The organism is Bradyrhizobium sp. USDA 4452 (assembly GCF_054063575.1).
On sequence record NZ_JBSSGK010000001.1, the window covers coordinates 7,698,298 to 7,724,541 of the forward strand.

The window sequence follows — 26,244 nt, forward strand, 5'->3', positions numbered from 1 at the left end:
GTTTGAACGTCAACATCTGACCGGAAAGCGATCATGATCGCAACTTTGAAGGGGTTTACCCAGCAGCTGGTGCCGGTGAATGGCATCAAGATCAACGCCGTCACGGGGGGCTCGGGCCTGCCGATCCTTCTGCTTCACGGTTGGCCGGAAACATGGTGGGAATGGCACCATGTGATGCCGCTGCTCGCCGAGCATTTCAGCGTGGTGGCCATGGATCTGCGCGGCGCGGGCTTTTCCGACTGCCCGCTTGACGGCTATGACAAGGCCACGATGGCGCGCGACGCGCACGAGGTCATGGTTGCCCTTGGACATGAACGCTACGCCGTGTGCGGCCATGACATTGGCGGAATGGTGGCGTTGCCGCAGGCCGCCATCTATCGGAAGGCTGTTACCCACCTGGCCGTCCTCGACGTTCCGCTTCCCGGCTGGACCGGATGGGAGGCGACGACCGCAAAGCTCTGGCACTTCGGCTTCCATATGAACCGGGATCTGCCCGAGCGCCTGATTCATGGCCGTGAATATGACTATGTTTCGACCTTCATGGCAGAGCGGTTCTACGATCACAGCACCTTCAATCCGGCGGACATCGAGATCTACGCCAAGGCGATGGCGCTTCCCGGACGCACGCGTGGCGGCATGGAATGGTATCGTGCGTTCGCCGCCGACCATGCAGCCGCGCTCGAGTACAAGAAGCAACCGCTTGAGATACCTGTGCTCGGCCTGGGTGGGGACCAGCGCTTCGGTGCGCAGATGGTGCCGATGCTCAAGGAGTTCGCCACCAATGTGAGGGGCGGCTCGATCGCGCGGTGCAGCCACTATGTCGCGGACGAGCGGCCGGATGAAGTCGCATCCGCCCTGATCGAGTTCGTCAAGGCCAGTTGAAATTCAGCGCCCAGCACCGTCATGGGCCGGGCGGATCGCGATGCGGTGGGCGAATTGCCCCCGCAGCGATCGCGACGGATCGAATAAACAGCAAAGGAGACTGTCATGACCGCACCCGTCATTCGCGGCGTCAATCATATCGGCATCACCGTGCCCGACATCGAAGCCGCAAAATCGTTCATGATAGAAGCTTTCGGCGGCCAGGTGATCTACCAGTCCTTCGGACCGCAGGATCCGCCGCGGCAGGGGCCCGAATTCGAGCGGGCCGTCGGGGCTTTTCCCGGAACGGTCGTGCGTGCGCAGGCGATGGTCAAGATCGGAACCGGACCCGATATCGAGCTCTTCGAGATGCACGGTCCCGAGCAAGCCAATCCGATCCGGGCAAGCGACTTCGGCATCACCCACTTCGCTCTCTACACGGACGACATCGACGCATCGGTCGAGCGCTTCGAGAAGGCGGGAGGCACAGCATTCACCGCGCCGCGCGCAATTCCCTATGCAACCGAGAAAGGTCCTGGAAACAAGGTCTGCTACTGCCGCATGCCGTGGGGCACGACGATGGAATTCATCACCACGCCGGACCGCATGGCCTATCATGACCAGACGGATCTGCGCAGGTGGCAGGACGCGGGCTGAGCAGGGCGCGAGACCCGCATCAGTGATGCGCGGCGATGCCGCAGCTGCGGAAGGTTCGACGAGTGCGCAGCCACGACGGCTGTCGTGGCGGATCTACCGCGCCGGCGGTCAGCTCATCCGGTTGAGCCTGACCTTCGTCAGCGCCTGTCCCTGATCTCATCGCGTCTTGGCGCGGCGCCATCACAAATCAGAAACGCGAATTCTCAATCCGTGCACCGAAACGACGTGCGGATAACCGCGCGCGATGTCACGCTTGCGTTCGCCGCGACGCTTCGCTTACGAGGTCGCGAGCGGACGCGCCGAACTTCCGGCGACCCGTTGATTTCAGATCATTGTCCATGGAGATTGCGATGAAGGTCACTGCCTCGATCATGCTTGCCACAGCGCTCGCGCTATCGTCCGCGCCGGCCAAGGCCACCGTGCTCGATCTCTCGACCATGACCTGCAAGCAGTTCGTCGAAGGCGGCGACGACACCATCAAGATGGTGCTGGTCTGGATGGACGGCTGGTACAAGGGCGATTCCGACGAGGCGATCATCGACACCGACGTGTTCGTCGAGAACGCCAAGAAGTTCGGCACCTATTGCGGAAAGAACCCGACCATCAGCATCGTCAACGCCGCCGAGGCGGTGCTCGGCAAGTAGTTATCCCGGCAGCATCGCGAACGCGCTCGACACCATCGCCACCGGCTTGTTGTCGGTGGCAGAGGAGAGCGTGACGCGGCCGAAGCTCATGGTGCGGCCGAGCCGGACCACGCGCGCGTCGGCCAGCACGTCGGAGGCGGTCACCGCGCGCATGAAGTGGGTGGTCTGGTCGACCGTCGTCATCGGACGATAGCCCTTGTTGGCCGCAAGATTGGCCAGCACCATCGCGGTGTCGGCGAACGCCATCAGTGCCTGGCCGCAGACGATGCCGCCATTGCGGCACAAGCGTTCGGAAAACGGCATGCGCAGGATGGCGCCGGGCTGCCAGTCCGCATTGCCGCCCGCGGGCGGCGCGATGTCGAACTGCTCGATCGACAGATTGAGGTCCTGCACCCACGGCGCAAAGACGTCGCCGAGCACGCGTTTGGCGTCGTCGATCCCGAATTCACCGGCCTGCTGCATGGCGTTCCGCTTCCTTCCCTGATGGCTTGTTTGTCGTCTATCGCCTAGTTGCGCGTGACATGCACGGCCGGCCGCTTGCCGTCATTCCACTTGCCGTCGATCGCCCGTTCGATCTGGGCGGCGAGCTGCAGCAGGAGGCCGTCATCGGCCTGCTTGCCGATCGCCTGGATGCCGAGCGGCAGGCCGTGCTCGTTGGTCGCGAGCGGCAGCGAGATCGCCGGGATGCCGCAGAGATTGGCAAGCGGCGTGAAGGCGAAGTTGCGCCAGAGGTTGCCGAACCAGTCCAGCACCGACGGATTGTCGCTGATGGTGAGATATTCCCTGGTGCCGATCTTCGGCGTCGGCAGCGCCGTGATCGGCGTCAGGATGATATCCCAATCCTCGAAGAAGGCGCCGAAGCCGCGCGCCGTCGTGTTGAACACGGCCTGCATGCGGGCGCGGTCGGCGAAGCTGAAGTCGCGGCCATGCTCCCAGATGCGGATGTTGATCGGCTCGATCAGGTCCGCCGGCGGCCGCGTCAGTCCGCGTGCCGCGCGAGCATGTTGCCGATCACGACGGCGAAATTGCTGATGTAGCAGGTGGTCTGCGCCGTGAAGGCTTCCGTGTAGTCGATCGACGGCAGGGCGTAGTCGACCTGATGGCCGAGGCTTTCGAGGAAGCGGCCGACCCGTTCGAGCTCGGCTGCGATGTGCGGCGTCGCGCGATAGTCGCCCCATGTGTGCGACAGCGCGATTCTGAGCCGGCCGGGATCGCGCGCGATCATCGCCGTATAGGGCTCGGCCGGCGTCCAGAACGGCATGAACTCGCCGGGTGCGGGGCCACGGCAGGCATCGACGAAGGCGGCGGTGTCGCGCACCGAACGCGACTGGCAGCCCTGGATCGAGACGAGGCCGGTGAGATCGGACAGATGCGGCGCGAGCGAGAACACGCCGCGCGACACTTTCAGCCCGATATTGCCGTTGACCCCGGCGGGAATCCGGATCGAGCCGCCGCCGTCGGTCGCATGCGCGATCGGCACGGTGCCGGCGGCAACCATCGCCGCGCTGCCGGCCGACGAGCCGCAGGTGGTATAGTCGGTGTTCCAGGGATTGCGCGTGACATAGACCGCGGGGTTCTCGGCCGAGCTGCAGACCCCGAACTCCGGCGTGGTGGTGCGGCCGATCAGATTGAGACCGGCCTTGCGCAGCTTCGTCGTCAGGAAGGTGTCGGCCGCGGCGCGGTTGCCGCGCATCATCAGCGAGCCCATCTCCTGCAGGCGGCCCTTCAGCGTCGGGCCGAGATCCTTCATCAGGAAGGGCAGGCCGGCGAACGGCCCGTTGAGATCGGCGCCGTCGCGCGCGGGATCGGCGATCACGTCGTCGAACAGCTCGACCACGCCGGAGAGCGCCGGATCGACCTTGGCGGCGGCGGCGGCAGCCTGCGATGCGAGCTCCCGCGGCGTCAGCTCGCCATTCCGGACGCGCTCGGCAAGCGCCGTCCCGTCATGCCGCGTCCATTCGTCCCAGCTCATCGCCAAAGTCATTTCGATTCCTTTTCTGCTTTGTTGCGCAGTGTAGTTTGGGGGGCGGTCCGGTCAAACCATCGCGCGGGCGCTGGCTCGCGCGCTGCGCTGCAAGCGCCATGCCCGGCTTGAAAATGCCCCAGTTCTGGCGCCCAATCGCCCCTCGTCAGTGGTGGGGCGTCCATGTTCCGCAAGTTGGTATTGCTGAGCGGCGTGATCGCGATCGGGCTTGCGCTCGGCAGCTGCACGCGATGCGGTCCGATCTGGGACGACTGGATGCAGTCGCCGAAATCCTGCAAGTCAGACAATCTCTAGGGCAGGGCAGATACGCTTGTCATGGCCACGCTTGTCATGGCCAGGCTTGGCGTCGGCTTTCTTGCGGTGATATACCGCTGGCGAAAATGCAGGGAGCGTTTCTTATGAGAGTTTTGGGCGCAGTTGCGGTTGCGGTGCTGCTGTCGGCGCCGGCCTATGCGCAGATGCCGAACGTCAATCTGATGCCTGAGGTCAAGACCAAGACCCAGGAAGAGAAGGATCAGGACGCGGTCACCGACCGGGCCTACAAGGACTCGCTGAGCAAGATTCCGGATGCCAAGGGGGCGGCCGATCCCTGGGGCGCGGTGCGCAGCGATGCGCCGAAGGCGGCGGCCCACCCGGCCAAGCCGAAGACCAGGACCGGAAGCTCCGCCCAGCCCGGAACCCCGGCGCAGCGCAGCCAGTAAGCCCCACCGGGGCGAGCTTCACCGGTTTCCCGCAGACTCGGATTCTCAAGCCGTCGCCCCTATATTGAGGGCGTCAGTAGGTCTGGAGTTGCGGCAATGGTGTTTCGTCCGCGCGATCTCGCCAGCCGGATGGCCGCACGGCGCAAGCCGGATGACGGCTATCTGCGCGAGACTTTCAGCCTGCCGCGCGATCAGGCCCGGCTGCGGGCCCGCGACTATCTCAAACGCTACCCGAAGGCGGCCTATATGAGCGCCGTCGAAAGCTGGCGCGAATTGCCCGGCGGCGACATCGAGTTCACGATGCGGCGGCTGGCAAGCGCGGACTGAGGCTTGCCGGACGGACCGCCTCAATCCTGATCGCGGTGTCCGTGGCTGCGTCCGAGCCCGAGATTGTTCAGCTCGCGGTCGATCCGCAGCTGTACGCGGCGGATCGCCAGCAGGTCGAGTTTTGCTTCGGTCTTGCCCGTGAAGACCCGATCGCCGATCTGGAAACGCCATTTCCAGACGCCGGGCATGAGCTGAGTGACGGTGAATTCGACGCCCTTGTGGATCATCTGGAACGGTTCCGCGAATGAATGGCGGTCGTCGATATCTAAATCAGAAGTTGTAGCAATAATTGACACCCGTCAAACGATAGAGTGAATCGTCGCGCCCGTTCGGACGTCGTTGTGAATCCCGAAGTGGATCCGTTCGCCGGCGGCGTCGCCTTGCCTCGGGATGCGCAATCGGTGCGTCGGCCGGAGAAGGGAGTGTTACGAACACTGCCGGAACCCGAGTCTTCTCGTGAACGCTACGTAGTTTTTTTGGGCGTCAGGAGGGGTACCAAGGTAGTATGCAGATTGTGCCACCGGCTCCGCCAAATCCTTCTGTAACTCATTGATTATCTCATGCAGTCGAGACGAACGCCGAGCCCTGCTCGCGGAACTTTGTTCTGCCCCGGAGAACTACGGATCGCACTGCGCCGCAGCCCAAATGCTTCGACAATGGCTCCCGTCGGCGCGTTCGGATCCGCGGGTTTCGTTCGGACCGATGCCTGACAGCGCAACGCCGCCCGCTTGAAATGCTTGCGGACGGCGCCGGCCCTAGCCCCAGGAAGGTGTGCAAAATCCTGTAGCCGGAAGCCTATACAATCTGTGCGACAGGACATGTCCCAAATTGGCTATCACGGCGATCAATCCGGACCGCGCCGCCTCGGCGCTTCAGCGCGCTGGGGTCACCTCCGGAAAATCGCTTCGCACTTTTCCGGATCATGCTTTAGGCCACTCCGTATCCTTCCGGAATTGTTGCGAGCGCGAGGAGAACTAGGATTTTGGAGCCGGGGCAGGTTTTCAATTCGGATGATTTTCAGATTTACCCGGCGGGCCGTTCGCGTGACGCGGCCCTCTCATTTCCACTAAGCGGCCCCTTCGCAGGGGCCGTTTCTTCTCAGTTCAGAGTTGCTTTGTTCTATCGTAGATGCGGCAAAAGCCCTTCTGACGTCCAAGCGAACCCCACTTCAGAATCCGGAGTTTGCTGCCATGTTCAAAACGGGCGGCCTTCATATGAATTCGAAAGAGCCCGCCAATACCATTGGGTCCGTTTGACGCGGCGTATGGCTGAGTCGGCGATGTGGTGCGCGTTGGGGGCGGAACTTGGGGCCTTAGGGAGTGGTACCCGAACCGCAGCTTCAAGGTGAAGGACGACGACAAGAAGGAAGACAAGCGTCCTCAAGACGCAGCGGCCAAAGACGAACCAGAATTCATGAAATGAAGAGGCCGCCAACTGAGGCGGCCTTACTGATCGCTCCTAGCCGCGAAGATTTGTCCGCAATCACATTGAAAGGTCAACAGATAGCCGCGCGATCCCGGATCAGCACGCTCTTTACCCATGAGCTTCATGCTTCGCGAGCAATACGGGCACGGGAACGCGCTCATCTCCCATTGCTGTTTTTCCTGGCTGCGCTTCGTCAAACCGGGCTCCCCGGCGGCTCGGGGTGCAGTTGACCCTTCCGATTTTCGTGATGCTCAATGAGCTTCTTGATGGCGTCCAGCGTCTGCTGATCGGTGATGTTTCTGGCAAGCGTCCGGTAGTGGTTGCTGATCCCATCCAGTTCGACACATCTCTCGCACAAGGCGCGCTCTCCACGTTTCGCGGGCGGGAGCGCAATGGTCTCTCAGTCACCGGTGACGGCCACGGATGGGCGGTGATGTGTGCCTAATAGCACGGCGGCAGATTCGTTCCCGAGGAACTGCGTTCACCCACGGAGACCACCGGGTCTTCCCTTAAGGAGAACCACGTAGGGAACGAGTTTGCCGCCCTATAGAAAACCGTTATGCCCAGAGGCGTGCATAGGGCTCGGTAGTCCTACTGAGAACGCCAAGAACATCCAGCTAAGCGATTTAGGACACTCTCAGATTCGAATTAGGACACGCGGGGTCAAATACGGACAGCACCGACCCATCAGAAAGAACATATTGCGAACGTAGAACAAACGTGGTACGAGACTCCCATCAACAACGCGTTCCGCCCGAGCCTCATCTCCCGTTTTTCCCGCTAGCGAATCCCCGCCATAAGGAGCACATCCCAAATGTCCGCTACTGCACTGCGTATCGTCGAAGGATCCTCCATGGACAAGTCCAAGGCCCTCTCAGCCGCGCTCTCCCAGATCGAGCGCCAGTTCGGCAAGGGCTCGGTGATGAAGCTCGGCAAGAACGACCGTTCGATGGATGTCGAGACGGTGTCCTCGGGGTCGCTGGGGCTCGACATTGCGCTCGGCGTCGGCGGCCTGCCGAAGGGGCGTGTCGTCGAGATCTACGGGCCGGAATCGTCGGGCAAGACCACGTTGGCGCTGCACACCGTGGCGGAAGGCCAGAAGAAGGGCGGCATCTGCGCCTTCATCGACGCCGAACATGCGCTCGACCCGGTTTATGCGCGCAAGCTCGGCGTCAACATCGACGAGCTCCTGATCTCGCAGCCCGACACCGGCGAGCAGGCGTTGGAGATTTGCGACACGCTGGTGCGCTCCGGTGCGGTCGACGTGCTGGTGGTCGATTCGGTCGCGGCGCTGGTGCCGAAGGCCGAACTCGAGGGCGAGATGGGCGATGCGCTGCCGGGCCTGCAGGCACGCCTCATGAGCCAGGCGCTGCGCAAGCTCACCGCCTCGATCAACAAGTCCCACACCATGGTGATCTTCATCAACCAGATCCGCATGAAGATCGGCGTGATGTACGGCTCGCCGGAGACCACCACCGGCGGCAACGCGCTGAAATTCTATGCCTCGGTCCGCCTCGACATCCGCCGCATCGGCGCGATCAAGGAGCGCGACGAGGTGGTCGGCAACACCACCCGCGTCAAGGTGGTGAAGAACAAGCTGGCGCCGCCCTTCAAGCAGGTCGAGTTCGACATCATGTACGGCGAGGGCGTCTCCAAGATGGGCGAGATCCTCGACCTCGGCGTCAAGGCCGGCATCGTCGAGAAGTCCGGCGCCTGGTTCTCCTATGACAGCCAGCGGCTCGGCCAGGGGCGCGAGAATTCGAAGGCGTTCCTGAAGGCGAATCCCGACATCACCGCCAAGATCGAGGCGGCGATCCGGCAAAACTCCGGCCTGATCTCCGAGCAGATCCTCGCCGGTACGCCCGAGCGCGACGCCGAGGGCGAAGAGCCCGCCGACGAGTAAGCCTGAGGCATGATCCGGAAAAGAGCGAAGCAATTTTCCGGAAAGATCATGCTCAAGCGATCAAATCATTTCGCTGCAAGCGGGCGCTGAGGACGTTGAGTTGCCGACGTCTTCGGCGCCTGTTTGGTTTTGCGCGGCGTTGAAACCGATATCTGGCGCTTACCCGCGCGCCAGCGCCTTTTCCCGGTTCGCGACCAGCGCGCGCAAGTCTTCCGTCACGGCGACCGATTGATGCGTCTTCTGGTCGGTCGCGACCCAGATGATCTCGCCGGTGGCGCGCAGGTCCTCGGAGCCCTTGGCGAAGATCGCGAGCGCAAGCACGATCGAGGAGCGGCCGATCCTGGCGACGCGGACGCAGACCTCGATGTCCTCATCGAACCGGATCGGCGCCTTGTATTCGACGACCGACTTCACGGTGTGAAAGTCGATGCCGGTCCGCGCCACCTCGCCGAGATAGTCGTAGCCGAGCGCGCGGAAATACTCTGTTATCGCGGTGTCGAAATAGGTCAGGTAGTGCGCGTTGAACACCACGGCCTGTGCGTCGACCTCGGAATAGCGGACGCGAAACGGGAAGTGGAACCAGAATTCCTCGCGCATGTTTCCTCCTGCCGCAGGCAGCCTCTGTTTGTCGCGCGATCAGTGGCTGTCGATTGCAGTCTCTTATGACGTGATGTGCAGTGATGGGCTTCGCGGAGTTTATCATCGGGCCGCGCTTTGCGCGGACCCGTTGGCTCCACCCATCCTACACCAACCTTGATCGTCGCCCGCGCTATTCCGCCGCCTGCGCATAATCCTCGATCGGCGGGCACGAGCACACCAGATTGCGATCGCCATAGACGTTGTCGACGCGGCCGACCGGGCTCCAGTATTTGTCGGAGCGCGACACGCCCGCAGGGAAGCAGCCCTCGGCGCGGGTGTAGGCCCGGTTCCAGGCGTCGTCGGCGATGTCGTGGACGGTGTGCGGCGCGTGGCGCAGCGGCGAGGCTTCGATGGTCCAGCGGCCGTTCTCGACCTCCGCGATCTCGCCGCGGATCGCGATCATGGCATCGCAGAAGCGGTCGATCTCGAATTTCGATTCGGATTCCGTCGGTTCGATCATCAGCGTGCCCGCCACCGGGAAGCTCATGGTCGGCGCATGGAAGCCGTAGTCGATCAGTCGCTTGGCGATGTCGTCCACGGTGACGCCGCTGGTCGTCTTCAGCGCCCGCGGGTCGACGATGCATTCATGCGCGACGCGGCCGCGCTCGTTGCGATACAGCACCGGGAAGTGCGGCTGCAGCCGTGCGGCGATGTAGTTCGCATTGAGGATCGCGATCTCGGTGGCGCGCGTCAGGCCTTCGCCGCCCATCATCAGGATGTAGATGTAGGAGATGGTCAGGATCGACGCCGAGCCGAACGGCGCGGCCGAGACCGGGCCGATGGCGTGCGCCGTCGCGCCGTCGGTTGCGGGATGGCCGGGTAGATAAGGCGCAAGATGCGCCTTCACGCCGATCGGTCCCATGCCGGGGCCGCCGCCGCCGTGCGGGATGCAGAACGTCTTGTGCAGGTTGAGATGGCTGACATCGGCACCGTAATCGCCGGGCCGCGACAGCCCGACCTGCGCATTCATGTTGGCGCCGTCGAGATAGACCTGTCCGCCATGCGCATGCACGATGTCGCAGATCTCGCGGATGTGCTCCTCGAACACGCCGTGGGTCGACGGGTAGGTGATCATCACGGCGGCGAGGTTGGCCGAATGCTTCTCCGCCTTGGCACGGAGATCGTTGACGTCGACGTCGCCGCGCGCATCGCAGGCGACAACCACGACGTCCATGCCGACCATCGCGGCCGAGGCCGGGTTGGTGCCGTGCGCGGAGGAGGGGATCAGGCAGACCTTGCGGTGCGGCTCGCCGCGGGCGAGATGGTAGCCGCGGATCGCAAGCAGCCCGGCATATTCGCCCTGCGCGCCGGAGTTCGGCTGCAGCGAGACCGCGTCATAGCCGGTGATGTCGCACAGCCACTGCTCGAGCCGCTTGAACAGCGCGTGATAACCCTTGGCCTGATCCGCCGGCGCGAACGGATGCAGATTGCCGAACGCCGGCCAGGTCAGCGGGATCATCTCGGTGGTGGCGTTGAGCTTCATCGTGCAGGAGCCGAGCGGGATCATCGCGCGGTCGAGCGCGAGGTCGCGATCCGAGAGCTTGCGCATGTAGCGCAGCAGCTCGGTCTCCGAGCGGTGGGTGTTGAAAACCGGGTGGGTGAGGAAGGCGCTGGTGCGCCGCAGCTCCTTCGGCAGCGCCTCGCGCGCCGCCGCCTCGATCTCGGCAAAGCTGAGCTTGCCGCCGAACACGCGCCACACCGCCTCGACGGTCTCCGGCGTGGTGGTCTCGTCGAGCGCGATGCCGAGCGTGGTCGCCCCGATACGCAGATTGATCCGCTCCGCCTGCGCGCGGGTGACGATCTCGATCAGCTTGGCGCCGGCCTCGACCGTCACGGTGTCGAAGAACGCTTCGCTGGTCGGCGCAAAGCCGAGCTTGCGCAGGCCGGCGGCGAGCACGGTGGCGCGGCGATGCACGCCGCGTGCGATGTGGATCAGGCCTTCGGGGCCGTGATAGACAGCATACATCGAAGCGATTACGGCGAGCAGCACCTGCGCGGTGCAGATGTTGGAGGTCGCCTTTTCACGACGGATATGTTGCTCGCGGGTCTGCAGCGCCAGGCGATAGGCCGGTGCACCGCGCGAATCCACCGAGAGGCCGACGATGCGGCCGGGCAGCGAGCGCTTCAGCGTGTCACGCACCGCCATGTAGGCGGCATGTGGTCCACCATAACCCATCGGCACGCCGAATCGCTGCGCCGAGCCGATTGCGATGTCGGCGCCGAGCTCGCCGGGCGAGGTCAGCAGGGCCAGCGACAGCAGGTCCGCAGCGACGATCGCCAGCGCACCCTTGGCGCGCAGCGCTGCGATCGCCGGCCGGAGGTCGCGCACCGCGCCCGTGGTGCCGGGATATTGCAGCAGCGCGCCGAGCACATCGGCCTTGTCGAGCTCGGTCAGGGGATCGCCGACGACCAGCGCCCAGCCGAGCGGCGCGGCGCGCGTGCGCATCACCGCGAGCGTCTGCGGATGCACCTCCTTGTCGACGAAGAACACCTTCGCCTTTACCTGCGAATGGCGCTCGGCGAGCGCCATTGCCTCTGCGGCCGCGGTCGCCTCGTCGAGCAGCGAGGCGTTGGCGACGTCGAGCCCGGTGAGATCGCAGATCATGGTCTGGAAGTTGAACAGGGCTTCGAGCCGGCCCTGGCTGATCTCCGGCTGATACGGCGTATAGGCGGTGTACCAGGCCGGGTTCTCCAGGATGTTGCGCTGGATCACCGCGGGCAGGATGGTGCCGGAATAGCCCTGGCCGATCAGCGAGGTGAACACCTGGTTCTGCGCGGCGAGCTCGCCCATATGCGCGAGCGCCTCGGTCTCGCTCAGCGCGCGGCCGAGCTCGAGCGGCGCCTTCTGGAGGATCGACGCCGGCAGCGTCTCGTTCATCAGCGCCTGCAGGCTCGCGGCGCCGACCGTTTCCAGCATCGCGTTGACGTCGCGCGGTGAGGGTCCGATGTGGCGGCGGACGAAATCGGTGGCGGGTTCGTTGATCGGCTTGAAGGGCGCGTTCATGGCGAAATCCTTGGGATGATCCTCAGGCGGTGTGCGCGGCGTAGGCGGCCTCGTCCATCAGGCCGCCGAGTTCGCCCTTGTCGGCAATCTTCAGCTTGAAGAACCAGGCCTTGCCGCCGGCATCCGAATTGACCAGCGCGGGATCGGCCGTCAGCGCCTCGTTGACCTCGATCACTTCGCCGGTGATCGGCGCGTAGACGTCGGAGGCGGCCTTGACGGATTCGACGACCGCGGCGGCCTCGGCCTTCTTCAGGCTGCGGCCGACCTTGGGCAGTTCGACGAACACGACGTCGCCGAGCTGCGACTGCGCGTAATCGGTGATCCCGATCGTGGCGACGTCGCCCTCGATGCGGAGCCATTCGTGGTCGGACGTGTACAGCGTCGTCATGGGGATCGATCCTTCAGCGTTTAGCGTTTGTAGGTGTTGGGGACGAAGGGCGTGGCGGTGACCTTGAGCGGCAGCCGCTGGCCGCGCACTTCGGCGAAAACCGTGGTGTCGAGCGCGGAGAGCGATGTCGGCAGATAACCCATCGCAACCGGCGCATTGAGGCTCGGGCCGAAGCCGCCCGAGGTCACCTTGCCGATCGGCTCGGTCGAGGCCGGATCGGCGAACAGCATGGCGCCTTCCCGCACCGGCGCGCGGCCGTCGGGCTTCAACCCGACGCGGCGGCGGGCAGCGCCTTGTGCAAATTGTGCGAGAATCTTGTCGGCGCCCGGAAAACCGCCGGCGCGGGCGCCGCCGCTGCGGCGAACCTTCTGTACCGACCATTCCAGCGCGCCTTCGACCGGGGTCGTCGTGGTGTCGATGTCGTGGCCGTAGAGGCAAAGCCCGGCCTCGAGCCGCAGGCTGTCGCGCGCGCCGAGCCCGATCGGCAGCACGTCGGGATTGTCCAGCAGCGCGGTGGCCAGGGCTTCCGCCTTGTCGGCGGGCACGGAAATCTCAAAACCGTCCTCGCCGGTGTAGCCTGAGCGCGAGACGAAGCAGTCGATGCCGGCGACAAGGCGGGGGCCGGCGTCCATGAATTTCATCGAACCGACATCCGGGCAAAGTTTCGCGAGCGCCGATTCGGCTTTCGGCCCCTGCAGCGCGATCAGCGCGCGGTCGGCCAGCGACACGATCTCGCAGGTGTCGGAGAGATGCGCGCGCAGATGCGCCTCGTCCTCTTCCTTGCATGCGGCGTTGACCACCAGGAAGAGGCGGTCGCCGAAATTCGCCACCATCAAATCGTCGAGCAGGCCGCCGTCATTGTTGGTGAATTGCGCGTAGCGCTGCCGTCCCGGCGCGATGCCGACGATGTCCTGCGGCACCAGTTTTTCCAGCGCGAGCGCGGCGTCGCCGACCTTGCCGGACTTGGCCCTCAGCACGAGCTGTCCCATGTGGGACACGTCGAACAGGCCGGCTTCCTTGCGGGTGTGCAGGTGCTCCTTGAGCACGCCGGCCGTGTATTGCACCGGCATGTCGTAGCCGGCGAACGGCACCATCTTGGCGCCGCGCGCCAGATGCAGCGCGTGCAGCGGGGTCTGCTTCAGCGGGGAAGTTTCGTGCGCAAGCATCACAGGGCCCTCGCAGTTCCCGCCGGGGACCCATTTCCCCTTGAGAAACCTGCAGAAAGCCCCATCTGTCGCTGTGCCTGAGAGTATTATCCCGTCGGCGGACGCAATCGGGGAGAACCCCAGCGCCTCTTTCCAGATGTCAGACGTCACGCGGTCCTTTTGCCTGAGAGTTTCCGGGGCGGTTGCTCCTTCGGCGCCGGCGGCAAGGCCGGTCTCTCCCGACGTGACGGGGTAACAGGTAGGTAGAAAACACGGCGCCGCCAAGACTGTCAACGCAGCTGCAACAACTATCCAATGGGCTTTGTGCTGCCGCGGCAACCCCATGATCCGCCTGCACAGTTTCTGGACACCGCAGCTGGCAATGTCTAAAAGCGTTCGGCCGGAAAATGACGCCTTTTTGCGGCTGGCCGGCCCCTTTTTCCGATTGGATGAACATGAGCAGCGTCAACGACATCAGGTCGACATTTCTGAACTTCTTCAAGGAGAACGGCCACGAGATCGTGGCCTCGTCGCCGCTGGTGCCGCGCAACGACCCGACCCTGATGTTCACCAATGCCGGCATGGTGCAGTTCAAGAACGTCTTCACCGGCGTCGAGAAGCGCAGCTATCAGCGCGCCACGACGTCGCAGAAATGCGTCCGCGCCGGCGGCAAGCATAACGACCTCGACAATGTCGGCTACACCGCGCGCCATCTCACCTTCTTCGAGATGCTCGGCAATTTCTCGTTCGGCGACTACTTCAAGGAGCGCGCGATCGAGCTCGCCTGGAACCTGATCACCAAGGATTTCGGGCTGAAGAAGGACAAGCTGCTCGTCACCGTCTACCACACCGACGACGAGGCGGCCGGCTACTGGAAGAAGATCGCCGGCTTCTCGGACGACCGCATCATCCGCATCCCGACCTCGGACAATTTCTGGGCGATGGGCGATACCGGCCCGTGCGGTCCGTGCTCCGAGATATTCATCGACCGCGGCGAGCACATCTGGGGCGGACCTCCCGGCAGCCCGGAGGAGGACGGCGATCGCTTCCTCGAGTTCTGGAATCTGGTGTTCATGCAGTACGAGCAGGTGACGAAGGAGGAGCGCGTGGCGCTGCCGCGTCCCTCGATCGACACCGGCATGGGCCTCGAGCGCATGGCCTGCATCCTGCAGGGTGTCGAGAGCGTGTTCGAGACCGATCTGTTCCGCCATCTGATCGATGCGGCTTCATCGGCGCTCGGCCATGGGCCGAACGCGCAGAACGTGGCATCGTACCGGGTGATCGCCGATCACCTGCGCTCCTCGGCGTTCCTGATCGCCGACGGCGTGCTGCCGTCGAACGAGGGCCGCGGCTATGTGTTGCGCCGGATCATGCGCCGCGCGATGCGCCACGCCCAGCTGCTGGGCGCGAGCGAGCCGCTGATGCATCGCTTGGTCTGGGCGCTGGTCCGCGAGATGGGGCAGGCCTATCCGGACCTGGTGCGCGCGGAGAAGTTGATCGAGGAGACGCTGCAGCTGGAGGAGACCCGCTTCCGCAAGACGCTGGTGCGGGGCCTGTCGATCCTCGACGAGAAGAGCGCCGGCCTCAAGAAGGGCGACATGTTCGACGGCGACACCGCCTTCACGCTGTACGACACCTATGGCTTCCCGCTGGACCTGACCCAGGACGCGTTGAAGTCGCGCGGCATCAGCGTCGACCAGGCCGCGTTCACCGACGCGATGAACCGCCAGCGCGAGAAGGCGCGTGCCTCCTGGGCGGGCTCCGGCGAAGCGGCCACCGAGACCATCTGGTTCCCGCTGCGCGAGAAGCTCGGCGCGACGGAGTTTTTGGGCTACGAGACCGAGAGCGCCGAAGGCGTGGTGACGGCGCTGGTCAAGGACGGTGCCGAGGTCGGCGGCCTCAAGGCCGGCGAGAGCGGCGCGATCGTGCTGAACCAGACGCCGTTCTATGCGGAGTCCGGCGGCCAGGTCGGCGACGTGGGCATCCTCACCGGCGAGGGCGTCAAGTTCCGCGTCACCGACATGCAGAAGAAGGCCGGCGACCTGTTCGTGCATGTCGGCACCGTGGAGCAGGGCACCTTGAGCGTCGGCACCGCGCTGCAGCTCGAGGTCGACCACGCGCGCCGGTCGGCGATCCGCGCCAACCACTCGGCGACGCATCTGCTGCACGAGGCGCTGCGCCAGGTGCTCGGCGACCATATCGCGCAGCGCGGCTCGCTGGTCGCGCCCGATCGCCTGCGTTTCGATTTCGTGCATCCGAAGCCGATCACCCCGGAAGAGCTCGCCCGGGTCGAGGACATCGCCAACGATGTCGTGCTCGAGAATGACGACGTCACGACCCGCATCATGGGGGTCGACGACGCCCGCGAGGCCGGTGCGCGCGCGCTGTTCGGCGAGAAATATGGCGACGAGGTTCGCGTCGTCTCGATGGGCAAGAGCGCCCGCGAGCACGGCCAGAACGCGCTCGGCTGGTCGGTCGAGCTCTGCGGCGGCACCCATGTCCGCCGCACCGGCGACATCGGCCTGATTTCGGTGACCAGCGAGAGCGCGGTCGCCTCCGGCGTTCGCCGCATCGAGGCGCTGACCGGCAATCACGCGCGCAAGCACGCCAATGACACCATGATGCTGGCGAAGACCGCGGCGGCCGAGCTGCGCACCACGATCGAGGACGTCCCGGCGCGCATCGCCGCGCTGATGGAGGAGCGCAAGAAGCTCGAGCGTGACCTGTCGGATGCCAGGAAGAAGCTCGCGATGGGCGGTGGCGGAGCGTCGTCGAACGGTGCGGCCTCCGGCGTGCGCGAGGTCGGCAACGTCAAGCTGCTCGCGCGCGCGGTCGAGGGTGTCGAGACCAAGGACCTGAAGAACCTGGTCGACGACGGCAAGAAGCAGATCGGCTCCGGCGTGGTCGCGATCGTCGGCGTCACCGAGGACGGCAAGGCCGGCATCGTGGTCGGCGTTACCGCCGATCTCACCTCGCGCTTCAACGCGGTCGAGCTGGTGCGCAAGGGCTCGGAGGTGCTCGGCGGCAAGGGCGGCGGCGGCCGGCCCGACATGGCGCAGGCCGGCGGCCCCGACGGCGCCAAGGCCGACGCGGCGCTGTCGGCGATCGAGCAGGCCATGACTCAGGCATCGGCTGGCGCCTGACGGAGAGGCTGATCGTGGCGACGGCTCCCGGGAGGCCCACGATCAGCGATCCCGGGTTGCGCGAGCGTCTCTACGAGCTGCTCGAGCAGGACCACCTGCCATATTCGGTCGGCTCGCGCTTCGTCCGGCTCGTTATCGCGATCATCACCGTCGATGTGCTGGCGGCGATCCTGGCATCGGTGCCGGAGATCGATGCCCAGTTCTGGTGGTTGTTCACGGCGATCGAGATCGCCGCCGTGATCGCCTTCGCACTGGAATACGCGGCGCGGCTCTGGAGCGTGGTCGGCCGCTCGCTGCGCGACATGACGCCGTCGCAGGCGCGGCTGGAATACGCCTGCTCGGCGCTCGGCGTGATCGACCTGCTCGCCTTCCTGCCGTCGGCGATCGCGCTTGCGGTCGGCGACAAGACCGCGCTGGTGCTGTTCGGCATGCTGCCGTTCCTGAAGCTGGTACGCTATTCGACCGCGATGCGCTCGCTGCTGGCGGCGATGCATGCCGAGCGGCGCACGCTGTTCGGCTGCGTCGTGATCCTGACCGGCGCGGTGTTGCTGTTCGCGTCGTTGCTCTATGCCATCGAGCACAAGGTGCAGCCGGACAAGTTCGGCACCATGCCGCAGGCAATGTGGTGGGCGATCGTGACGCTCGGCACCGTCGGGTACGGTGACGTCGTCCCGGTGACGTTGCTCGGCCGCATCGTCACCGTGGTCGCGATCGTGGTCGGCTTTGCGATGATCGCGCTGCCGGTCGCGATCATCTCGACCGCGTTCGCCGACGAGGTGCGGCGGCGCGACTTCGTGGTGACCTGGGGCATGCTGGCGCGGGTGCCGCTGTTCTCGCATCTTGGCGCGGCCGAGATCGCCGATATCATGCGGCTGTTGCGGTCGCAGACCATCGAGGCCGGCGAGATCCTGGTGCGGCGCGGCGATGCGGCGTCATCGATGTATTTCATCACCGCCGGTGAGGTCGAGATCGACCTGCCAAGCCAGCGGGTGCGGCTTGCCGACGGCACGTTCTTCGGCGAGATCGCGCTGCTGCGCCGGACCAGCCGATCCGGCACGGTGACGGCGATGCGCAAGACCAAGCTTTTGCTGCTCGATGCGCAGGACTTCCATGCCCTGATCGAGCGGATGCCGGCGCTTGCCGCGCATGTCCGGGAGACCGCCGAGGCGCGGCTTGCCGATCCGCTCGCGGCCGGTGGCGACCTTGCCGCCGGTGAAATCGCCCAAGCGCCGCACGAGACTGACGGCGGTATCCGCGATTAGAGCATGGTCCGGAAAAGTGTGAAGCGGTTTTCCGAAAAGATCACGCTCAAACAAGAAGCTAAAGCGCGATGACGATTCAACCCAATCTCATCGCCTAGTCGCGGCGCAGGAACACGTAGTCCGCCGAATACGCTGCGCCCTTCAATGCGCCGGCCTTGTCGCAGGCGCCGCTCAGCTCGCCGCCGGAGGTGTTGATCCGCTGCACAGTGGCGACGCTGGAGAAGAGGCCATTGCCGCGGTGGGAGATCACCTCGAGCTTCAGCCAGGGAATGTCGTTTGGCGTCGCGCCGGGCGCGCTGCCGGCATTGCGGGCGGTCACGGCGCTGCCATCGACATGTTCCCAGTTCGGCCCCGCATAATGCCGGCCGACCGTGCGGCCATCGGCGATCAGGGTGGCGACCGGCTCGCGGAACGACCAGGCGAGCTTGCCCTCGGTGACCGGCTTGCACTCGTAGACCTGGACGCCCTCGGCATGGGTGGTGAGGACCGCAGTCTCGTCGGGCGCCGCAATCGGCTCGGGCAGGGGATCGGCAGCGAGTGCCGCCGACCCGGTGAGCAGGAACGATGCGAACGCAACGGCTTTGACAAGGGCCATGATCACGCTCGCACCTGTTGTCCGGCTACGGCGGCCTCAGGCCGCCATCGCCTTCCCGAGATTGTCGGCGACCTTGTCGAGGAATCCGGTGGTCGAGAGCCAGCGCTGGTCGGCGCCGACCAGGAGCGCGAGGTCCTTGGTCATGTAGCCCTCTTCGACGGTCGAAACGCAGACCTTCTCCAGCGTGGTCGCGAACTTGGCGAGCTCCGGATTGTTGTCGAGCTTGGCGCGGTGGGCGAGGCCACGCGTCCAGGCGAAGATCGACGCGATCGAATTGGTCGAAGTCTCCTTGCCCTTCTGGTGCTCGCGGTAGTGGCGGGTCACCGTGCCGTGGGCGGCTTCGGCTTCGACCGTCTTGCCGTCCGGGGTGAGCAGCACCGAGGTCATCAGGCCGAGCGAGCCGTAACCCTGGGCCACGGTGTCGGACTGCACGTCGCCGTCATAGTTCTTGCAGGCCCAGACATAGCCGCCGGACCACTTCAGCGCCGAGGCCACCATGTCGTCGATCAGGCGGTGCTCGTAGGTCAGGCCCTTGGCGTCGAATTCCTTCTTGAACTCGCGGTCGAACACCTCCTGGAAGATGTCCTTGAAGCGGCCGTCATAGACCTTCAGGATCGTGTTCTTGGTCGACAGATAGACCGGGTAGTTGCGCATCAGGCCGTAGTTGAACGAGGCACGGGCGAAATCGACGATGGAGTCGTCGAGATTGTACATTTCCATCGCAACGCCCGGACCGGTCGTCTTGAACACTTCCTTCTCGATGACGGTGCCGTCCTCGCCGACGAATTTCAGCGTCAGCACGCCCTTGCCGGGGAACTTGATGTCGGTGGCGCGGTACTGGTCGCCGAAGGCGTGGCGGCCGATGATGATCGGCTTGGTCCAGCCGGGAACCAGGCGCGGCACGTTCTTGCAGATGATGGGCTCGCGGAAGATGCAGCCGCCGAGGATGTTGCGGATGGTGCCGTTCGGCGACTTCCACATTTCCTTGAGGCCGAACTCCTTCACCCGGGCCTCGTCCGGGGTGATGGTGGCGCATTTGACGCCGACGCCGACCTTCTTGATCGCGTTGGCGGCGTCGATGGTCACCTGGTCATTGGTCGCATCGCGGTATTCCATGCCGAGATCGAAATACAGCAGTTCGACATCCAGGAACGGGTTGATCAGCTTGTCCTTGATGTACTGCCAGATGATCCGGGTCATCTCGTCGCCATCGAGCTCGACGACGGGATTGGATACCTTGATTTTTGCCATGACGGAGAGGCCCTCTTGGGAACAGCGCGCTTTTGACCGCGGGATGGTGAAATACGCCTGCGCTATAGCACCGCCCGGACGCGGGCGGAAGCGGACCGGTTATGCACTTTAAGCCCATCTTTTCAGCTAAAATGGGACCTGAGTGGCCGTCCCCGCGACGATATACCAGGTCACGAACAGGCCGGCGATCAGGGCCCCCGGCAGACTCGATCCAGTCCGCCGCCAGGTGAAGGTCGCAATCACGGCCACGATCGCGAGCAGCGGCACGAACTGGATCGCGACGATGGTCGAGAGCGGCACGAAACCGGGGTCCGGGAGCGGGTTGAACAGCTTACCGGTCAGCCACATCGTGCCGTATTGCAGCACCAGCAACACGATGAAACCGAAGGTCAGCGCCAGGATGTTGGTGAGGTACAGCGCCCCGCGCGGCGCATCCATGGTCGAGAAATTCCGGTGCAGCACGTGCAGCGCCACCACGAAGAACGCCGTGAACGGAATCAGATAGATCAGGAAGATGAGGAATTGCTTCGCGCTCATCAACTTCAATGCGACGATCCAGAACCTGAAGTCGATCTTGAAGGCGAGGTCGGCGAGCCAGAGCGCGGCGTAACCCGCCGCAACCGAGATCAGCGCGATCACGACGGATTGACCGACGAGGCCGGCCCGGCTGGCCCGCTTCGGAGCGAACCGCATCAGGGCCAGCGTGATCAAGAGGTTGATGGTGGCCCAGACCAGGATCTGGTTGGTGATGCCCTGGGGCAGGAATGCGCTCGGGGTGACGAAGGTGCCGCCCAGCGCAAAAGCGGGGTAGTAGGTCAGCGCTGGGATGAAGGCGGACAGGATGAATGCCGTGGTCCAGCGCCGCCCGCTCGCGGCCTGATGCGGCGGCATGGTGCCGTCGGCGACCGCCGGCAGCCGCAGGCGGGAGAACATCGATGCCTCCAGCAGCCCGTCGAATGTTCCGATCACCAGCGCAACGAACCCGATGAGGGCGATGAGCGTGCCGATCTCCTTGCGGAACCAGATCTGGTCGCTGGCCGGGCGCGGGGTGCCGCCCTTCAATGTCTTGGCGAACCAGTCGAGGCTGTAGCCGATCGCCTCATGCGAGATGTGCTCGGCCGGATGGGTCATCGCCGGGGTGTACAGCACCCGCGCGGTGCCATTGGCCGGATCGCCGTAGACCTTGCCCGGCTCGACCGCGCCCTGCGTGCCGAACAGCGCCCAGAGTTTTGGGCTCGTGGTGACGTCGCGGGCGAGGTCGACGCCCCACATCAGCGTGGAGAACTCCTCGTACTGGGCGAACACCAGCGCGGTGTTGCGCGGCCAGCTCGTGGTGCCCTCGGCGGCGAATGGCTTGCCGGTGGAGGAGCCTTCGAGGACCATCGACTTGTAGTCGTTGGGCATGGCTGCGGCCGCTGCCAGCACGGTCCAGCCGCCCATCGAATGGCCCTCGAGCCCGATATTCTCCTTGTCGACGAAGGGCAGGCTGCGGAGATAGGCAAGCCCGTCAGGTCCGCCAAAGCCGTTGGCGAAGGAGGGCGGGTCGCTGTAGCCGTGGCCGGTCTGGTCGAGCGCCAGCACCACATAGCCGCGGCGCGCGAACTCGATGGCGAAGCCGTCCTGGGTCTCGCGCGAATTGATATAGCCGTGGACGGCGAGGATGCCGGGTGCCGGGATCTGCGGCGTCGCGTTCGGCGGGATGTAGAGCAGGGCGCTCATGGTGTTGCCCTTGGCGCCCTTGAACCTGACATCCTCGATCCGGATGCCGCCCGCGGTCTGCGTGAGGTAGGCGAGCAGGCCTCCCGCCACGATCAAGACCACGCCCACAATCGCCAGCGTCCATCTGCCCCGCATTGTCCCCCCAAGGTGTCTCGCCGTTCAACCGGCGTCTCAAGCGTGCCTTTACAGCTTCGCTTTGGTTGTGGTTGATAGCCTATCCGAAGGCCAAGCGCGCGCAAGCGGCAGTCCTCGCGCAGTGCGCCTGGGACTCCGATTGAGGATTCGCAAACGCGGCTAACCCTGTTATCTCCTTGGAGAAATGGTCGCGCGCAAAACCGGTGCAAAGCTGCTTGCGCCGTCCTGCATGAGAGTTTGAATCAGCCGCTTCGGAAGCTGATTCAAAATCTCCAGACGTTGAATCAGAAAGTGAACTGAGATGTCCGGCACCGACAAGACCAAGGCAGGGCACGACCTTGCCGGTCCCGTCGTCATCCTGGTCGAGCCGCAGCTTGGCGAGAACATCGGCATGGCCGCGCGCGCGATGGGCAACTTCGCGCTGACCCGAATGCGCATCGTCAATCCGCGTGACGGCTGGCCGAACATTGCCGCCCAGCGCGCCGCCGCCGGCGCCGACCACATCATTGGTTCGGTGGAACTGTTCGACACCGTCGAGCAGGCGATCGCCGATCTCACGCTGGTGTTCGCCACCACCGCGCGCGCCCACGACCAGGCCAAGCCGGTGGTCGGGCCGGAAGGCGCGGCGAACGAGATCGTCAGCCATGTCGCCTCCGGCGGCGGGGCCGGCATCCTGTTCGGACGGGAGCGCTCCGGCCTGACCAATGAGGAGGTCGCGCTCGCCAACCGCATCATCACCTTCCCGGTCAATCCGGGGTTCGCCTCGCTCAACCTGGCGCAGGCGGTGCTGCTGATGGGCTATGAGTGGTTCAAGCTTTCGACGGCGGGCGCGCTGCCGTTCGCGATGCCCGAACGGTCCGAGCCGGCTTCCCAGCACCAGATGCAGGCGTTCTTCGACAACCTCGTCGCCGAGCTCGACAAGGTCGAGTTCCTGCGACCGGCGGAGAAGCGCGACACCATGCTGGTGAACCTGCGCAACATCTTCACCCGGATGGACCCGACCAAGCAGGACATGCACACGCTCCATGGAGTCGTGATGGCGATCGCCGAGGGGCGCAAGGGGCCGGCCAAGGGCGGCGTGCTCGACGGCGCCCAGGCAACCCGGCTCCGGGCGCTGCTCGCCGAGCAGGGGCAGGGCGGTGCCGCCGCCGACAGCTCCAGCACGGTGCGCGGCCTCGCCCGGCTGCTCCGCCGCAATCCGACCGACGCCGAGCGGATCCTGTGGCAGGCGCTGACGCGGGACCGCCGCTTCGCCGGCCAGTTCAAGCGCCAGACCCCGGTCGGCCGCCACATCCCCGACTTCGTCTCCTTCGTGCACCGGCTCGCGATCGAGCTGGTCAATGCCGGCGAGAGCGACGCCATCGGCATCGACCGCGCCAAGCGCAGAGCCTGGCTCGAGGCGCGCGACTATCGGGTGATCGACATGCAGGTAGCCGATGTCGAGCGCGACCTCGACGTCGAACTGGCGCGGCTGGAGGGGAGTTTGCGGCAGGGGCGGTGAGCTTTCGCCGTTATGCTGATCGCCTGATGGCGTCGAGATTGATCGCGACCTCTCCAAACGTCTTCCCGGCTTTCGCCAGGACGACACCCTCATCGTAGCGCGAGCTTTGAGTCACACGCCGCACTCTCGCGACATGCGACTCGGACTTGACGTCGATTTGCCCGACGGCCCTCTTCGTTAATCAGGCCGCGCTGTAGCCGCCGTCGACCACCTGCGATGCGCCCGTCATGAAGGATGCCTTGTCCGAGCACATCCAGACCACCGCCTCCGCGATTTCCTCTGGGACCCCAAGGCGGCGTGCGGGCACCTTGGCGATGATCTCGTCGTAACGCTCGTCCATCGTCTCCTTGGTCATCGGCGTCTTGATGTATCCGGGATTGACGCAATTCACGCGGATGCCGTCCTGGGCATATTCGATCGCCGCAGACTTGGTCAGCCCGACGACACCATGCTTGGTCGCGACATAGTGGGCTGATGTCGCTAGTCCGACCAGCCCGGCGATCGAGGCGGTGTTGACGATCGCGCCGCCGCCGCCCTGCTTCAGCATCTGTGCGACCTCGTATTTGAGGCACAGGAACACGCCCATCAGATTGACCGAGAACATCTTCGCCACCGAAGCCTGGGTGAGTTCATGGATGCGCTGGCCGGGCGGTCCGACGGAGCGCCCGGCAACGCCCGCGTTGTTGAACGCGCAATCGATCCGCCCGAACGCAGATACCGTGCGTGCCACCATGTTGGCGACATCGGTCTCGTCGGTGACGTCACCTTGGATCGCGATCGACTGGCCGCCTGCGGCGTTGATGAGCGCGACCGTCTGCTCGATTCCGTCCCTCGACAGGTCGGACACCGCGACGCGCGCGCCTTCGCGCGCCATGGCAATCGCCGTTGCCCGGCCGATGCCGGAGCCGCCGCCCGTCACCAATGCAGCCTTGCCGTCCAGAATGCCTGCCATGACAAACTCCTCTCGCGCTTTGCTTCGATTGCGATCAAGCCTTCGAGATGCCGCCGTCGATGACGGGTCCCAGCGGCTCGTAGCGTTCGCCGCTGAAGCGCGTCAGTTGCAATTGCTCGAGCGGATAGTAGTCGGTCGGCGAGGTGTTGATCTTGATGCCCGGCAGCAGCATGTCGGATTCGACATCCCTGAGGTTCGCCGCCTGCTTGATGATACTTTCCGACGAGACGTCGTCGCCGCACTGCTTGAGCACCTGAACCAGGATCTGGCTGGTGAGATAGCCGGTGACCGCGTAGATGTCGTTCCTGGCGGCCGCCGGATCGTATTTGTCGAGGAATGCGCGCCATTTCTGGATCGCGGGATCGTTGTCCCAGGCCGCGTCGACGGGATCCTTCAAATAGGCACTCGAGATGATGCCCTTGGACTCGCCGAAGCCGGCGGCCTTCAGCGTCGAGCCGGCGGAGGAGGCGTTGTTGCCGATGTAGTGCGCCGGCTGCCAGCCGAGCTCGGCGATCTTCTTGATGCCTTGCGCCGCGAATTTCGGCGTGGTCATGCTCATGAACACGTTGGCGCCGGCGGATTTGCAGCGGACCACCTGGCTGTCGATGGTTGGATCCGCCGTCTCGTAGGACAGCTCGGCCACGATCGCGGACGTCTTGGCGCCGAGGCCGTCCTTGAAACCCTTCAGCACGTCGCGTCCGAAATCGTCGTTCTGGTAGACGATGCCGATCTTGGGATCGGTCTGTGTCGACAGGACGTGCTGCGCGAAGGCTCGCCCTTCGATCTGGTAGCAGGGCTGGAAGCCCATGGTGTAGGGGAAATTCTTGTAGTCGCCGAACTTGGTGGCGCCCGAGGCGATGAAGAGGTGCGGGACCTTCTTCTGGTTCATGTATTTCATGATCGCGGCATTGGTCGGCGCACCGAGCGGCGCGAACAGCACGTCGATCTCGTCGCCTTCAACCAGCTTGCGCGCCTGTTCCACCGTTTTGGCCGGGCTGTAGCCGTCGTCATAGGTGATGTATTTGATCATGCGGCCGTTGATGCCGCCTTGCTCGTTGATCATCTTGAAATAGCCGCCGGGCGTGCGGCCGATCGACGAATAGACCGCGGCCGGTCCCGAATAGGCGTCGATGTTGCCGATCACGATCTCGGTCTTGCCTTTGGCGATGGCAGGCGTGCCGAGCAGCAGCGTCGCCGACGCGGCGGTGCCCTTGATGAGATCACGACGAGTGAGCTGGGGTGAACGGTTCCTTGGCATTGTCATCCTCCGTTTCTTGTTGTTGGCCGTTTGGCATTATTGGCCGTTTGGCAGCCTCTGACGGGCATGTCGGCTCAAAGCATTTCACAGCCTCCGAGCCGGATCAAACCAGTCTAGGAGTGATGTGCGGCGGAACTTGTGTGCAGTCGCTATTGCCGGAAATATTCGCGCGGTGTCAGGGCCCGGCGCGGCAGATCGAATGATCCGCCGCGCCGGACGCCAAGATTGATCAAGCCGCCAGGGCCCGGCTCGCCGCGCCATCGCGCGTGCGGAACTCGCGCAGCGGAAACACGCGATCGTACGCGATGTTGAAGACGAACGCGTAGACCAGATAGAACGCGACGATTGAGATATCCATCATCAGCGCGGCCCACAGCGAGACGCCGAGATACCAGGCGACGAACGGGATCAGCAGCACGATCAGGCCGGCCTCGAACAGCATCGCGTGTGCGACACGGATCGGCACCGTCTTGGCGACACGGCCGGTGACGCGGACCAGCGCGTGGTCGAAGCCGAGGTTGAACAGCAAGTTCCAGATCGTCGCCACCGTCGCGGAGACGACGCCGATGACGCCCATATGGGCGACCGGCTGATTGAACAGCCACGCGGCTGCCGGCGTGAAGATGGCGATACCGATCAGTTCGAACAGGACTGCGTGCCTGATCCGGTCGGAGAAGGAACGCATGGACATTTGAAACCCCTTATTCTTGTTTGACGCGTTTTCTTCACGCGAACGGGTATCCGCTTCGC

At 64.6% G+C, this 26,244-nt stretch carries 23 protein-coding genes, 1 pseudogene and 1 riboswitch; of the genes and pseudogenes, 11 read left to right on the plus strand and 13 right to left on the minus strand.

Features of this window, described 5'->3' with window-relative positions; genetic code table 11:
* Positions 1 to 33 precede the first annotated feature (33 nt).
* The 3 genes from ACVISU_RS36250 (at position 34) to ACVISU_RS36260 (ending at position 2,162) form a co-directional block, all read left to right on the plus strand.
* Positions 34 to 882, plus strand: a complete 849-nt coding sequence (locus ACVISU_RS36250) for an alpha/beta fold hydrolase (RefSeq protein ID WP_050402048.1) — start codon at positions 34 to 36, stop codon at positions 880 to 882.
* A gap of 105 nt (positions 883 to 987) precedes the next feature.
* Positions 988 to 1,518, plus strand: a complete 531-nt coding sequence (locus ACVISU_RS36255; RefSeq protein ID WP_456710163.1) for a VOC family protein — start codon at positions 988 to 990, stop codon at positions 1,516 to 1,518.
* Between the two features lie 350 nt (positions 1,519 to 1,868).
* Positions 1,869 to 2,162 (plus strand): HdeA/HdeB family chaperone, encoded by a 294-nt coding sequence (locus ACVISU_RS36260; protein ID WP_050402066.1) that lies wholly within the window; start codon positions 1,869 to 1,871, stop codon positions 2,160 to 2,162.
* Here the strand turns inward: ACVISU_RS36260 and ACVISU_RS36265 are convergent, their stop codons facing one another.
* Together ACVISU_RS36265 and ACVISU_RS36270 are read right to left on the minus strand one after the other, a co-directional pair.
* A complete protein-coding gene (locus ACVISU_RS36265) occupies positions 2,163 to 2,624 on the minus strand; it encodes a PaaI family thioesterase (RefSeq protein WP_050402047.1) in 462 nt (153 codons plus the stop codon).
* 44 nt (positions 2,625 to 2,668) lie between these two features.
* Positions 2,669 to 4,146, minus strand: a pseudogene (locus ACVISU_RS36270) (amidase).
* Positions 4,147 to 4,308: 162 nt separating this feature from the next.
* Here ACVISU_RS36270 and ACVISU_RS36275 point away from each other — a divergent pair.
* The 3 genes from ACVISU_RS36275 to ACVISU_RS36285 all read left to right on the plus strand — a co-directional run bounded on the left by ACVISU_RS36275 (position 4,309) and on the right by ACVISU_RS36285 (position 5,174).
* Positions 4,309 to 4,440, plus strand: a complete 132-nt coding sequence (locus ACVISU_RS36275; protein ID WP_456710164.1) for a peptidylprolyl isomerase — start codon at positions 4,309 to 4,311, stop codon at positions 4,438 to 4,440.
* A gap of 104 nt (positions 4,441 to 4,544) precedes the next feature.
* A complete protein-coding gene (locus ACVISU_RS36280; protein WP_456710165.1) occupies positions 4,545 to 4,847 on the plus strand; it encodes a hypothetical protein in 303 nt (100 codons plus the stop codon).
* Positions 4,848 to 4,943: 96 nt separating this feature from the next.
* Positions 4,944 to 5,174 (plus strand): hypothetical protein, encoded by a 231-nt coding sequence (locus ACVISU_RS36285; RefSeq protein ID WP_456710166.1) that lies wholly within the window; start codon positions 4,944 to 4,946, stop codon positions 5,172 to 5,174.
* Between the two features lie 20 nt (positions 5,175 to 5,194).
* On the opposite strand, the gene ACVISU_RS36290 is transcribed toward ACVISU_RS36285, so the two are convergent.
* Positions 5,195 to 5,401, minus strand: coding sequence for a hypothetical protein (locus ACVISU_RS36290; protein WP_456710167.1), 207 nt, complete (start codon positions 5,399 to 5,401; stop codon positions 5,195 to 5,197).
* A gap of 1,418 nt (positions 5,402 to 6,819) precedes the next feature.
* Here ACVISU_RS36290 and ACVISU_RS36295 point away from each other — a divergent pair.
* The gene (locus ACVISU_RS36295) at positions 6,820 to 7,044 is read left to right on the plus strand and encodes a hypothetical protein (protein ID WP_456710168.1); all 225 of its coding nucleotides are present in this window, start codon (positions 6,820 to 6,822) and stop codon (positions 7,042 to 7,044) included.
* A 369-nt stretch (positions 7,045 to 7,413) separates the two neighbouring features.
* Positions 7,414 to 8,502: a recombinase RecA gene (gene recA / locus ACVISU_RS36300; RefSeq protein WP_050402041.1), complete on the plus strand. Its 1,089-nt coding sequence runs from the start codon at positions 7,414 to 7,416 to the stop codon at positions 8,500 to 8,502.
* 159 nt (positions 8,503 to 8,661) lie between these two features.
* Here the strand turns inward: recA and ACVISU_RS36305 are convergent, their stop codons facing one another.
* From ACVISU_RS36305 to gcvT, 4 genes are all read right to left on the minus strand, one after another.
* On the minus strand, positions 8,662 to 9,099 hold the full coding sequence (locus ACVISU_RS36305; RefSeq protein WP_456710169.1) for an acyl-CoA thioesterase: 438 nt from the start codon (positions 9,097 to 9,099) through the stop codon (positions 8,662 to 8,664).
* Positions 9,100 to 9,271: 172 nt separating this feature from the next.
* Positions 9,272 to 12,145, minus strand: a complete 2,874-nt coding sequence (gcvP, locus tag ACVISU_RS36310; RefSeq protein ID WP_456710170.1) for an aminomethyl-transferring glycine dehydrogenase — start codon at positions 12,143 to 12,145, stop codon at positions 9,272 to 9,274.
* Between the two features lie 22 nt (positions 12,146 to 12,167).
* Positions 12,168 to 12,533, minus strand: a complete 366-nt coding sequence (gene gcvH, locus ACVISU_RS36315) for a glycine cleavage system protein GcvH (RefSeq protein ID WP_050402038.1) — start codon at positions 12,531 to 12,533, stop codon at positions 12,168 to 12,170.
* 20 nt (positions 12,534 to 12,553) lie between these two features.
* Entirely contained in the window at positions 12,554 to 13,699 is a 1,146-nt protein-coding gene (gene gcvT, locus ACVISU_RS36320) for a glycine cleavage system aminomethyltransferase GcvT (RefSeq protein ID WP_456710171.1), read from the minus strand.
* Between the two features lie 142 nt (positions 13,700 to 13,841).
* A riboswitch (glycine riboswitch) is annotated at positions 13,842 to 13,930 on the minus strand.
* 203 nt (positions 13,931 to 14,133) lie between these two features.
* Between gcvT and alaS the strand changes: the two genes are divergently transcribed.
* Both alaS and ACVISU_RS36330 read left to right on the plus strand, forming a co-directional pair.
* A complete protein-coding gene (alaS, locus tag ACVISU_RS36325; RefSeq protein WP_456710172.1) occupies positions 14,134 to 16,821 on the plus strand; it encodes an alanine--tRNA ligase in 2,688 nt (895 codons plus the stop codon).
* Positions 16,822 to 16,832: 11 nt separating this feature from the next.
* Entirely contained in the window at positions 16,833 to 18,083 is a 1,251-nt protein-coding gene (locus tag ACVISU_RS36330; RefSeq protein WP_050402036.1) for a cyclic nucleotide-gated ion channel, read from the plus strand.
* 94 nt (positions 18,084 to 18,177) lie between these two features.
* Here ACVISU_RS36330 and ACVISU_RS36335 read toward each other — a convergent pair whose 3' ends face one another.
* The 3 genes from ACVISU_RS36335 to ACVISU_RS36345 form a co-directional block, all read right to left on the minus strand.
* Positions 18,178 to 18,678, minus strand: coding sequence for a DUF3455 domain-containing protein (locus ACVISU_RS36335; protein WP_456710173.1), 501 nt, complete (start codon positions 18,676 to 18,678; stop codon positions 18,178 to 18,180).
* A gap of 36 nt (positions 18,679 to 18,714) precedes the next feature.
* Positions 18,715 to 19,929 carry an NADP-dependent isocitrate dehydrogenase gene (locus ACVISU_RS36340; protein ID WP_050402034.1) on the minus strand — a complete coding sequence of 405 codons (1,215 nt, stop codon included), beginning with the start codon at positions 19,927 to 19,929 and terminating at the stop codon, positions 18,715 to 18,717.
* A 126-nt stretch (positions 19,930 to 20,055) separates the two neighbouring features.
* Complete coding sequence (locus ACVISU_RS36345) at positions 20,056 to 21,783, minus strand: alpha/beta hydrolase family protein (protein ID WP_456710174.1); 1,728 nt, start codon at positions 21,781 to 21,783, stop codon at positions 20,056 to 20,058.
* A 301-nt stretch (positions 21,784 to 22,084) separates the two neighbouring features.
* Here ACVISU_RS36345 and ACVISU_RS36350 point away from each other — a divergent pair, with 301 nt between their 5' ends.
* Positions 22,085 to 23,284, plus strand: coding sequence for a TrmJ/YjtD family RNA methyltransferase (locus ACVISU_RS36350; protein WP_456710175.1), 1,200 nt, complete (start codon positions 22,085 to 22,087; stop codon positions 23,282 to 23,284).
* 181 nt (positions 23,285 to 23,465) lie between these two features.
* Here the strand turns inward: ACVISU_RS36350 and ACVISU_RS36355 are convergent, their stop codons facing one another.
* The 3 genes from ACVISU_RS36355 to ACVISU_RS36365 form a co-directional block, all read right to left on the minus strand.
* The gene (locus ACVISU_RS36355) at positions 23,466 to 24,236 is read right to left on the minus strand and encodes an SDR family NAD(P)-dependent oxidoreductase (protein WP_456710176.1); all 771 of its coding nucleotides are present in this window, start codon (positions 24,234 to 24,236) and stop codon (positions 23,466 to 23,468) included.
* A 34-nt stretch (positions 24,237 to 24,270) separates the two neighbouring features.
* On the minus strand, positions 24,271 to 25,494 hold the full coding sequence (locus ACVISU_RS36360) for an ABC transporter substrate-binding protein (protein ID WP_456710177.1): 1,224 nt from the start codon (positions 25,492 to 25,494) through the stop codon (positions 24,271 to 24,273).
* Between the two features lie 229 nt (positions 25,495 to 25,723).
* Entirely contained in the window at positions 25,724 to 26,185 is a 462-nt protein-coding gene (locus tag ACVISU_RS36365) for a PACE efflux transporter (RefSeq protein ID WP_456710178.1), read from the minus strand.
* Positions 26,186 to 26,244 lie beyond the last annotated feature (59 nt).